At 54.4% G+C, this 11,554-nt stretch carries 6 protein-coding genes; 2 read left to right on the forward strand and 4 right to left on the reverse strand.

Translation table 11 applies throughout. The annotated features are described in order from the left end of the window. Nucleotides 1–207 precede the first annotated feature (207 nt). The 4 genes from L1F31_RS14290 to L1F31_RS14305 form a co-directional block, all read right to left on the reverse strand. The gene (locus L1F31_RS14290) at nt 208–1,461 is read right to left on the reverse strand and encodes a CDP-glycerol glycerophosphotransferase family protein (protein ID WP_265417937.1); all 1,254 of its coding nucleotides are present in this window, start codon (nt 1,459–1,461) and stop codon (nt 208–210) included. Further along, nucleotides 1,419–2,792: a polysaccharide pyruvyl transferase family protein gene (locus tag L1F31_RS14295; RefSeq protein WP_265417938.1), complete on the reverse strand. Its 1,374-nt coding sequence runs from the start codon at nt 2,790–2,792 to the stop codon at nt 1,419–1,421. Before L1F31_RS14295 ends, L1F31_RS14290 begins: the two co-directional genes overlap by 43 nt. Continuing rightward, on the reverse strand, nt 2,785–6,411 hold the full coding sequence (locus L1F31_RS14300; RefSeq protein WP_265417939.1) for a CDP-glycerol glycerophosphotransferase family protein: 3,627 nt from the start codon (nt 6,409–6,411) through the stop codon (nt 2,785–2,787). Before L1F31_RS14300 ends, L1F31_RS14295 begins: the two co-directional genes overlap by 8 nt. Before the next feature lie 113 nt (nt 6,412–6,524). Next, nucleotides 6,525–7,958: a bifunctional cytidylyltransferase/SDR family oxidoreductase gene (locus L1F31_RS14305; RefSeq protein ID WP_265417940.1), complete on the reverse strand. Its 1,434-nt coding sequence runs from the start codon at nt 7,956–7,958 to the stop codon at nt 6,525–6,527. 310 nt (nt 7,959–8,268) lie between these two features. On the opposite strand from L1F31_RS14305, the gene L1F31_RS14310 reads away from it, so the two are divergent. After that, a complete protein-coding gene (locus tag L1F31_RS14310) occupies nt 8,269–10,110 on the forward strand; it encodes a glycosyltransferase family 2 protein (protein ID WP_265417941.1) in 1,842 nt (613 codons plus the stop codon). A 13-nt stretch (nt 10,111–10,123) separates the two neighbouring features. After that, nucleotides 10,124–11,377: a polysaccharide pyruvyl transferase family protein gene (locus tag L1F31_RS14315; RefSeq protein ID WP_265417942.1), complete on the forward strand. Its 1,254-nt coding sequence runs from the start codon at nt 10,124–10,126 to the stop codon at nt 11,375–11,377. Nucleotides 11,378–11,554: the final 177 nt, after the last annotated feature.

Below are 11,554 nucleotides of genomic sequence, written 5' to 3' on the forward strand. Positions count from 1 at the left end.
ATCGATCTTAGAATCGCCGGTCGTCCCTGCCGAACCCGCATCAAAGGAGCTGCCGAATTCGAACCTCTACCGTTGGGCAATCCGGCGGCCCATCCGACGGGGTTCGGCAGCCTCAGCCTCCGGGTTCCTCCTGGTGCCCAAGTGAACAACGAGTGACCAATTTTGCGATCAGCCGTCGCTGGCAGCATTTCCGTCAGTCCTCAGGGGCTAGTTTTCCCGTTCCGATATCGCGTGCTCAACAGCATCGATGAAGGCCTGAGTCGATTCCCCGGCCTGATGGCCGTCGAAGTAGTGTGACTTGAGTCGTTGCCTGCTGCTCAACGCATTCGATCCATTAAGCGCCTGCTCGACGATCTCAGCAAGCCCCTGTACGGTGCTCGAGGAGAGCACACTCAGCTCAGCACCGATCGCAGACTGACTCCTCGTGCCCGACGGATCGTCGTGCCGATCCGTGATGATGAGACCTTTGTCAGTATGCAGATAGAGGAAGTCCAAACTCACACTTGAGATATCAGAGATCAGGACATCTGCATCTTCGAAGAGGTCGAAGATCGATTGGTCCGTCGCAATGAACTGCTCGCTTCCCTTTGCAGAAGCATCCGACAGGGTGGAACGAATCTCCGCATCAGCTTGTTGGACAGATGACTCCCCCATGTCCGTCAGACGAGGATGGGGTCGATAGACAACTCGAACCCCGTCTGCCAAAAGGTGTCGAATGATCTCCGGTCCCAACACATCGACTGACGTGAAGTTGTTCGCCTCGTTCTCTCCCTGCCAGGTAGGGGCGTAGAGCACAGTGGGCCGAGGGTCGGCAGGAAGAACACGTTGGAAGTCTCCGTCTAAGGGTGGCCGCCCTATTGAGATCAGCTTGTTCGGATCGATTCCCCACACCGCTCGCAGACACCGGTCTTTCGCTGCTTGTCCTGCCACGAATACTTTGTCGTAGGCTTTGAGCTGGTTCGAAATCGAACTGGTCTTGTCGCTCTCACCATGATCCACGTGAACATGGATGATCGATGTCTCGGCCATCGACTGGAAGTTGCGCATACTGTTGTTGACATAGATCGCCAGCCGATAGTCATTCTGCGCGTACAGATCGATCAGGTCGGGTTGAGTCTCTGCCAGGACCAGCGGGAGGTCGGTGATGTCTTTTGCCGCTGCAAAGGACTCCGGGTTCCTCATGACTACGACGACCGGACGGTTCAGATTGAGGCGCTCGAACGTCGGCAGCCATTGTTCGAGTTGGTACATCTTGTCCAAGCTGTCGCCGAAGTAGGCTATGACGTCGGCCGACTGCCTGGAACCATGTACGAAGATGCCCTTCCGACGTGCAGGTCCGGTGTCTCTGACCAGGGATTTGAGGTAGCTGCCGGTGTTGGAATCCAACAGCAATCGCGCAGCTCGTCGAAATTGCCGCCTCATTTGCGCATCCCGAGCTTGCGTGCAGCGCGTCTGCGCCACGAGCCGATCAGTTTCCGAGTCTCGGCCTCGATGGAATAACCTGCAACGAACTTCTCCAACTCTTCGACTCGGGCTTCAAGCTGATTATGTTCATGGTGGAGCGCACGAACTCTATCGAGAATAGCTGTTCGGCCTTCGTTCTGAGTGGCGTAGATCGTCGTTACCATTCCCGGTAGTTCAGCCGCGTCGAGCTTCTTGTCGAACTCAGCTGCTGCATCAGTTTCATTCAGCGCATGGCTCAAGCCGTTCTTCTCAAGGAAGGCGACTAATGCCTGCCGAATTTCGGGAATCCGAGAGTTGTATTCTGAATAGTCGGTCTGCTCGTACAACTCTTTCGCATCTGACTTCGAATTCAGCTCACTCACCTTCAGATGTGGAATGGCATGATATTCGGCGAGTTCCAGAGTGCGGGAGTCGTGAGCCAACAACATTGTCGGCACTCCAGCCAAAATTCCTGCGATGGAACCGTGGATGCGGCTGCCGAAGACGAACTCGAAGTCACTGAGGTAATCAATCCAGGTGAGCGGGTCAAGAGGAAACCTCATCCGATCCTCGGTATACAGAGGATGAGCAACATGAGTGGGGTTCCAACGATTCTTTGGGTTCGCGCGGTTCTCTCCCCACACCATCATGTTGAGGTCCGAGAGGTTCTGAGGTACGTAGATGAGATTCTTGTAGCGCCTCGTGTGCGAAGCCACGATCGCATTGAGACGACCAACATAGGGCGAGATCGTCATCGCGATCGTCGAATCGTCCGTCAGTGACGGGGCTGCCTTCACGACGGTTTGGGGATTACCGGTCATGAATACTGAGGGACACCCGATGACATCCACCTGGTTGCCGTCGAAACCCAGCGTTTCGAGGAAATCCGCTGTTCGCTCCCCACGAACACCGACACTGGACGAGCGATCGAGAACGGCGGACATGAAGCCCTGTACATCTCGACCGAGATCCCCGTCGACTATGCCGTCGTCAAGTTTGTGCTGACTGCCGACGCCGATGACTGTCACCGGCACTTTCAGCCTCCGAACGACTCTAGTAAGACGGCGGAGAGCCGGCCTGAAAGCAGGACGAAAAGCATTGGCCAGCGGGATGACGAAGTGGTCGAAAGAGTCATTGATCCAATCTGCATATGCAACTGGCTCTCTTGTGCGATGACTGGAGTAGCGGTCGGGAGTGATCGTCACCTCCGGGGCTGAGAGCATTCGATACACCGATTGGGCGAACAACAGATTTCCAGTGTTGTTCGCAATCGTGTTGGCTTTCAGTACGTCTGCAGCTGAGGTGGATTCCCATGGTTCCTTAGCGGCACGAAGCAGAATCTCAGTCATCTTCTCCGCCTTGGTCCGACGTGAATCCCACTTCGCATTGATTCCTCTGCTGTCCAGCGGCAATCATCTGCCTCGAGGTCGCGAGGAAGGTATCTGCATATGTCTCGGGTGCAAAATCGCCGAGGTAGTACTTCCGCATTGAGTCTCGCTCAGAGGCCTTCACATCGTCAACGAGCAATCCGTCGAGGACCTCGGAAAGGTTCGACAGGTCCTCTTCGAGGATGTACGCGGCTTTCGCAGCAGGAACTTCATTAAGCAGTTCTTCCCTTGTCCTTGCGACAGATACGACTGACAGTGGCTTTCCCGATTGGAGGAAGTCCGTCACAACAGCCGAAACGTCAGAAATCATGGCATCCGACGCGTTGAAGCACTCGTCAGTAGTCATTTCTTTTTCTGCCGCAGGTCCCCACACATGCTGACGACCGCTCGCCTTGGCATCGGCTTCGAGAATCTCATGTATCTCCGCGATATATTCGCGAGCGTTCGCATACCGGTAATTCAGAGGATGGGCTCTGAATACGACAGTGCAATCTCTGGCGAGAAGTTCGCGGACGATTTCAGCACCGCTGGGAAGAGAATAGAGCTCCGAGTCCTGATAGGCACCTTTCCACGTTGGAGCGTAGAGCACGGTCTTTCCAGCGCCTTGAACGGTTGGTTCGCTCCCCCCGAATTTGATCTGATCGACCTGCGGTCGACCGACGATCTTGAATTTCTCAAGTGGAATCCGAACTCCGTGCCGTTCATACCGGTCGATTCCAGCCTGGCCAGCAGCAAAGATGACGTCATAGATCGCGTGAACCGGGTTGAAACATGCAGGCTTCTCCGAGTCTCCGTGGTTGAGCCATACGTGCTTTATTTCCCGACGCTCGATGAAGTGGGTGTTTTTACCCGCATTATTCACGTAGAACGCGGCACCGACCGATGGAGTGATCACTTCTTCGAGGCTTCGAAGAGTCGGACGGTTGATCACTGGTGCTTCTGTGATTTGACCCGCGGCTCTCATCATCTTCAAGCTGCGGGTCACAACAATGAATTTCTTCCCGATCCGGTCCAAGTACGGTAGCCACATACCCAGCTGGTAGGTGATGCCGACGTTCGAACCGAAATAGACGACGAACTCGGCTCCGTACTCATCGAGCAGGTCATATAGTTGCCAGTCCAATCGAATACTGCGCAGCCCTCGTTTCAGCCCTGCAACGAACAGAATCGTGGCCAAAACTGTTGGTACGACGGACAGAGCAAGTAGGAGATACTCGAACGTGCCGAAGGCTGCGAAGAGCCACCCAAGTGAGATCACGACTGCGTTGGCGACGGCTACAGTTCCCCGGCTAACGGGCTGGAAACCTCGCGTCTCTGCATTCGGAAGATTCCTTGCTTCAAGTCCGGTCACTTTCCAGGACTTGGCCAAACTCGACTCCATCACGATGGTGATGACAAGAACAGCAACGGCTGAGTTAACCACCCAGTTCAGGCCGTATTCGCCAGCCCAGAAGCTTGCCAACACGGCAGCCACCACAGCTCGCGCAGAATTGCTTGCTCGAAGTACTCCGGCCAACCTGCTCTTTGATTTGAAACTGCGACGGTGGACGAATAGGAAGCCCAAGCCAGCCAGTAGGCCGGAACCGCACGCGAGTACCGCAGGGAGATCAGCTGAGGCCAGAATGAAAGTCAGTGATGCGAGTGCCGCTGGGATAAGGGTTCTGCCACCGAGTTTGCGATAGATCAGCGACAGAGTGCCGCGAACCGTTCTGGAATCGACGAGGTCGGCGTCTGGCTCGGTCACTTCACTCGCGTTTTCCGCGGATGAGGCTTCGTCCTTTTCCCCCTCGCCGTCGTTATCAGCCGCCGAATCATCTTCGACAATATTGTCGGACTCGTCGATCTCGCCAGCGTAGTTATGAGACTCCGTGACCATCCGCGCTGCTGCGGAGACGAAGTTCTCAGCGTAACCTTCATCTGGAAAATCACCGAGATAGAAACTTCGGTACTGTAGTCGGTTCTGCCTGCGCGGATCTGTCTCGAGTATTGCGTTGAGCACCTCGTCGAGGTTGCTGAGGTCACCGTTGAGGACATAGGACGCTCGAGCAATCGGATACTGCTCGATGAAGTCCTCACCTTGAGCGCTGACCGCTGTCATGGCGAAAGGTTTGCCGGAATAGAGATAGTCCGACACCACACTGGAAACATCTGAGATCATGGCGTCGGACAGGTTCATGCACTCGATGACGTCCATGTCCTTTTCGGCGGCATCGCCGAAGACATGTTGGCGTCCGCTCTGCATGCGGTCTTCGTCGAGGATCCCCTGGATCTGCCGGATAGTCGCCGCGTCCTCTTCGAATTCGTAACTGAATGGGTGAGGTCGGAATACCACCGTCATGCCACGCTTGATCAGCTCCGTGATCATCTGCGGCGCAACTGGCAGTGAGTGAAGCATCGTCTCATCAACGTGTCCGCGCCAGGTGGGGGCGTAGAGGACGGTTGTGCTGCCGCCTGCGGGCAACTCGGTCGTAACGTCGACAGTCTCCAGCTGTGGCCGACCGACGATCTCGAACTTTTCGGGCGAGATCGTTACGCCATGTGCCCCGTATCTCTCAGTCGCAGCCTGACCTGCGGCGAAGATTCGGTTGTACATTGCGTGGGTCGGATTATAAGAAGGCGGCTTATCTGAGTCGCCGTGGCCGAGATAGACGTGGGTGTACTCCTGGTGACGGATCATCTCTCCGTTACGAGAAGAAGCGTTGACATAGTACACAGCGCCCAATGAAGGAACCAGCGTCTTCTCCAGATCGGCCGATTTCGGGCAGGTGATGATCGGAGCATCCGTGAGCTCGGCAAGAGCTTTGGCCGGGACATTGTTCCGTGTGATGATAGCGAACTTCTTACCTGTTCGCGCCAAATAGGGTAGCCACATCATCACCTGATATGACGCATCATCGGGCCGTGACGTGTAGATGTAGAACTCTGGCTGGTAGGAAACAAGGGCATCGTGCAGACTGGCCTTTGCTTCCGCGTTCTTCCGAATGCGAACAAAAGCCGCAGCCGCCAGGGAGAAATAGAGAGCGTCAAGGAACAATCCTGATATCAGCCACAAAATTGGGCCGGTTCCCAGCCAGACCGTTATCGCTCCAACGAGTATGGCGATCTCGCTGACGGTAAGCAGAGGACGATCGTATCCCTTCAATGGCCCGTAGGTTCGGATTCCTGGAAGCCCGGTTATGAAGGTCTCTTTGCTGTTGGTTCCCTTTGCCAGCAGGCTCTCGAAGAAGATAGGTCCGACCACGACTACTCCCGCGATCGCAGCCAGCAGCCCGTTATCAGAGTCGACCGCCGTAAACGCTGTGCTGACCGCGATCACCAGAAGTGCCCTGACAACTGCACGGTGGCCCAGCCGGGAACGCTTCTTCCACAATCGGAAGGTGTCCCAGGCCGAAATCGCCGCAACCCATACAGCAAATAGCAACAGTGCACTGCCACTCAGCGCAATGAAAACGGAGAACAGCGACAGCAGCGCCAGGACCTCGTATGAAGCAAACGAAGTCAACGCACCCTTCAAGAAAGCTCTGGCCGGCTCATTGCCAGACACTCCGTCCGGTGCGGACTTAGATTCGGAATCTGCCACTATGTTCTACCTTGTCTGATGGTCGACTCTTGATCGGAAGGCAGCCCAGATCAGTCAGTCCGTATGACCGAATCCTCTTAGTGCTGGACCCGCCCGGTTTTACTCAATTTTTGTCAGTCGACGTTTTCTGCCGCATACCCAGAGAGCGGATCCTCGCGTCGGACGTCGATCACATGCCCGGTCTTGTTGGCGACTAGGACCTCGAGAGATGCTCTGGCAACGGTCCTCGACTCTAAGAGCGAATCCGGATCTTCGGCACCGAAGGCCTTGGTTCTCATCGGTGTCCCGGTTCTTTCGGGATTAACGCAGTTGATCCGCACCTTCTCGTTTGCCCATTCATCGGCGAGAGCCTGCGTCAGATTGACAGTCGCAGCCTTCGCTGAGCTGTACAGGCTGTAGCTGCCCCTCCCCCGCGTGTAGGAGCTCGAAGTGAAGAGAAGCAGAGAACCCTGGGTCTTGACCAGCTCGGGATAGAAGGTCTGCGCCAGGAGGATAGGTCCGATGTAGTTGATCTCGGTGGCTTCATAAATCGTCTCGTCGCTCGTGTCTTCCAGACGAGCAAGCGGCAGGACTCCCGCAGTGTTGACGACAAAATCCACTTGCCCTGTTTCTGCTAAGACTTCATCTCGAGCTGCAATGAGGTCATCGCGCCTGTTGATGTGAGTCTTCGTCGATGAACGCGAGAAGGTCTTAACAGTTGCCCCGTACTCACGCGCCAGAGCTGCGATGTCCGCACCGATGCCGTAGGAACCGCCAAAGACCGCCATCGTCTTACCCGACAGCGCAGACTTAAGGGTCTCCTCAGTTGCAGCGTGCTCATTGCGCGCCGGCAGCTGGAAGAGCTTATCGGCAATGTAGATGTCAATCGGCTCGGTGACTTTCATATTGCTGTCGTCACCCGTGACAACCGCAACCGGAACGTCGGGGGTATATCTGAGAACGACGGTGCAATCATCCGTGGCCTCAAAGTTCGCGTCTTGGTTAGCGAGCTCATACGCGCGCCGGATTGCTGAGAGCTTGAACGCTTGAGGAGTCTGTCCACGACGGAGGTTGGCGCGCGGGGGTACGTCTTTGATTACGGGGTAGTCTCCGGCACCAGGTTCAACTTCAATGATTGTGTCGGCTGAGGGTATTGCCACATCAACTGCGTCATTCGACTCTAATGCGCGAACCACATCGTTGATGATCGACGGCGCCATCAAAGGCCGTACTGCATCGTGCAAGATCACATTGCAGTCTTCATCATACTTTTCTGCGATCGCGTTGAGCGCCACCTGGGTCGTGTCGTTGCGCGTTCCGGAGCCCTCGAGGACAGAACCCACCTTCTTGAATTGATTCTTCCTCACGATTTCGTGAACCCTGTCAAGATGCCCACGTGCCATCAGAACGATGACCTCATCGATAAGTGGGTGCTCGTCGAAGATCGCCAAGGTGTGTTCCATAATCGGACGGCCAGCAATCTTGATCAGCTGCTTCGGGGTGTCCAGTCCGATTCGGGTCCCAACTCCTCCTGCAAGGACAACCGCAATATTGCGCGTACTTTCCAACGACCGACTCCAAGCTAACTCGACTCCATGCGTTCGCTGGCGCGCGAACAGCCGTAGTCAGTCTACCAGCGCTGAGTATTCCGCTACTGTTCATGAAGCATTAACCGGCGAATCTTTATCTAGACGACAAGCCCGGCGTAGCCGATACCATTTTCAGCTGAGGTGCAGAAAGTCTCGCCTTCGCACCGAGCGCACCATCTTCCACGCTCAAGTAGCATGACGATAAGATTTCCCACCTGCAGTGAACGACCCGGCAAGCACAGCGTTCCAAGACTGCTCGACTGATACCACAACCTCACAATGGAGCAACATGACCACCGAGTTCACAGGATCCGCCAATGCATCTCCAGTTTCGGCGACATCCCGACCTGACGTGTCAGTCATCATTCCTGTCTACAACTGTGAGCGCTACATATCCGAAACCCTGCAGTCTGTAATCAACCAGAATCTTGGTGAATACCAGCTGCAGATAATCGCAGTAGACGATGGCTCGACAGACGCCAGTCTGGCGATACTGAAAGAGATTGCGGAACATCGGTCCGATATGATCGTCGAATCAATTCCGAACAGTGGGTCCGCTTCAGCCCCACGAAATCGCGGACTCGAGTTAGCTTCCGGTGAATACGTATTCTTCCTCGATGCAGATGACAAGCTGGCTGAAGGCGCGCTGGATAGGCTTCTCACAACTGCCCATCAAACAGGTTCTGGCGTCATCGCATGTAAACTAGGACCCTTTGGCCCCAGTAAACGCGCCAGCGCCCTACCATCACGCGCGTTTAAGAAGTCCCAATTCGCTGTCGACTTTATTGATTCCAAAGCCTATACAACTTTGGGTGCGCTCAAACTCTTCAAAACGTCGATTCTGAAAGATCACCGGATTCAGTTCCCGCCCGGCTACGCAGTCGGTGAAGACCAGCCCTTTACCATGGAAGCCTACTTCCACAGTCCGCACGTTACGATACTGGCTGACAGAATCTACTACTGGGCAAGGGGCCGAGACGATGGCACCAATGTCACAAGCATTGGTCAACCTGCTACCGAGCATTATAAGAAAATCAAACGACTTATTGAGGTTGTGGCTTCATTTGATCTCCCGCCTGAGCGGCGCAACCCGCTACTAGAGCGACCAACAGTAGCTCCCACCGGTTTCAGAACAGTATTCGGCGGTTCATTTCTGACCTTGTTCGATGCGCATCAGAGAAAAGAAGTGGTCGACGAACTGCACAAACTTGTCAGTCCTTTGATGACGAACTCTCTGAGAGCGAAAGGCAACCTAGAAGCACAGGTAATCGCCGACTTACTCTGCCGTAACGACGTAGAGTCCCTCGAGCAACTGTGTCAGTTCCTGGGCGATCGACTACCGGTGCCGCTGGAGTTCGATGAAGAAGCGCAACATTTCGTCTATCAACCAAAGCAGGGACTTTCAATTGGTGATCTGGCTTTGTCTATCGAGCCATATCTGGCGCAGATCATATTCAGCGGCATGAATGTGGGGGTCAGAGGCACTGTCACTCTGCCTGGCTCCAATCGACTTCCTGAACGGGTGTCCACAGTATGGGTACACAGACGCAGTGGAGAGCAAACTGTCGGTGCAGGTAAGATTGACGCCCAGTATTTCACTGACCGCGGCGCATGTATCGAGTTCAGCTCCTGGCTTGAGACCGATCAACTCGAACTCAGCAGTGAGTGGGACTCCTACGTCGAAATGCAATGGGGCAACTGCACCGTTCGAGAGCGATTCGGGAGAGCCAAAGGAAAGGGCCTCGTTACTCAACCTGTCTTCCTAGGCAATAAGAACTCTGTCGTTGTGTTCTTCACAAAGTTCGGAAATCTCAGTCTCGATGTCGGTCCAACTCGAGAGTACACAAAAGTAACCACCGAGTCCCTGCCTCAGATCGTCGGTTCGTTTCCGTCGCCCAAGAGGCAGTCAGTGATTGTAGAAGGTCAACTTTCCAACATCGTCAACGCTACCGTGGTTTCAGACTCTACAACTAAAGAAATCCAGGCTGCTTGGCATCGATTGACGTCATCTTGCATTGCTGTCGTGCTGCCACGGCGGATCACTTCGAAGTCGAGATACGAAATCAAATTGTCCGATGCAGCAGGCCACCAACTGACAGTGATCGATACTAGAGTCATTACGGCGCGGTAAATTCAGGAGCATCATGAGATTTCCGAACTTGAGAGGCGTTCCCTCGCTCACAAAACGACTGAACAAAGTACAGAACTTGTTAGTTCCTCACCTTGAAACTGACTCTACTTTCACCAAATCGTGGTTCTGGAAAGAGCGCACCTTGGTTTTCGAGTTCGGGACTTCGTATGGAGCGAAGTATGGGATCGACTTAGTTCTAACCGACGGGCGAGCCACTCTGAGCGTCGTAGGCCGTGATGATCCCTCACGATACTCGGTGAGAACTCGATTAGGCGCTTTGGGTGAGCCCATCAAGAAGTCTCACAAGCGTCGGGTTAAGAGCTGGCAACTACCTATCAGCAACCGTGATTTGGTCTTGGAGGCATTGGCCAGCATTAATCGTGTAAGCGCACTTATGTCGCTGGAAGTTGAAGTGCCGACCAGAGGCATTCCAGCGTACTGGTGGGACGAAAAGAGCAACTTCGGAGATCAGATCACGCCATGGCTGATTGAGATGATGACTGGCCGGTCTGCCTATAACACTATGGGCCTTCCTGGTGCTGGTCAGGCAGTTATGGCTGCTGGTTCGATCATTACTGCGATGAATCGTGGTGGTATGACAATTTGGGGATCCGGCTTAATATCTCCGCTCAACGACTCAAGAGTATCTGTGTTGAAACGTCGTGAGCCGCGCAGAATCACCGCTGTAAGGGGTGAATTCACACGCGCGGAGCTTGCTCAGAAGCTCGGGTGGGAAGTGCCATCCACTTTTGGAGATCCAGCACTGCTTCTTCCGTCATACTTCAAACCGCACTTACGACCTGAATCATCGAAACTGCCAGCTCTAGTCCCACACTACGCTCACCGAGATCTACTTCCTGCGACCAGCGAACATAATGGGTATGAAACTGTCGATGTCCGCAAATCGCCAGAGATCGTCGTATCTCAAATCGCAAATGCATCGTCAATCGTTTCGACGTCATTGCATGGCCTAATAATCGCCCAAGCTTATGGTGTTCCGTGGATCTGGCTTCGCATTTCAGACCAGGGCCTCGTTGGAGACGATTTCAAGTTCAAAGATTTCTTCTCAACTATCGAGGCATCTAAGGTATCTACTGCTGAGGTCACCAAGGACGAACTACAGAACCTTGACATTCCGGAGCTGGCGACTCGGGCTTCCTTGCCTCAGCCACAATATTCCGCTGACGCGCTTATCAACGCATTTCCTTTTGAGCTGGTCCCGTTCATTCCAGGGGACTATGTTGGTTCCGCACAAACTGGCCAGTGAGAATCGGGTTCTGCACGGAGGTTCTCTTTTCTGGAGTCGGTCTGCCATAGTGGCAGAGCCACGAGAGACCAGAAGCTCTTCGTCTGCCTCAAGCTGACACAGATCAAATTCACAATCGGCGAGCAGACAGCCCCCGACTTCTGCACTTACCATTGATGGGGCTAGTCCACGAAATGA

Origin of the sequence: Brevibacterium spongiae, from assembly GCF_026168515.1 — a bacterium.
In the GTDB taxonomy this organism is placed as follows: domain Bacteria; phylum Actinomycetota; class Actinomycetes; order Actinomycetales; family Brevibacteriaceae; genus Brevibacterium; species Brevibacterium spongiae.

Bases quoted from the DNA above. Each gene is read 5' to 3' on its own strand.
- L1F31_RS14315 (WP_265417942.1), top strand. From the start codon at position 10,124: ATGAGATTTCCGAACTTGAGAGGCGTTCCCTCGCTCACAAAACGACTG.
- L1F31_RS14295 (WP_265417938.1), bottom strand. From the start codon at position 2,792: ATGACTGAGATTCTGCTTCGTGCCGCTAAGGAACCATGGGAATCCACC.
- L1F31_RS14310 (WP_265417941.1), top strand. From the start codon at position 8,269: ATGACCACCGAGTTCACAGGATCCGCCAATGCATCTCCAGTTTCGGCG.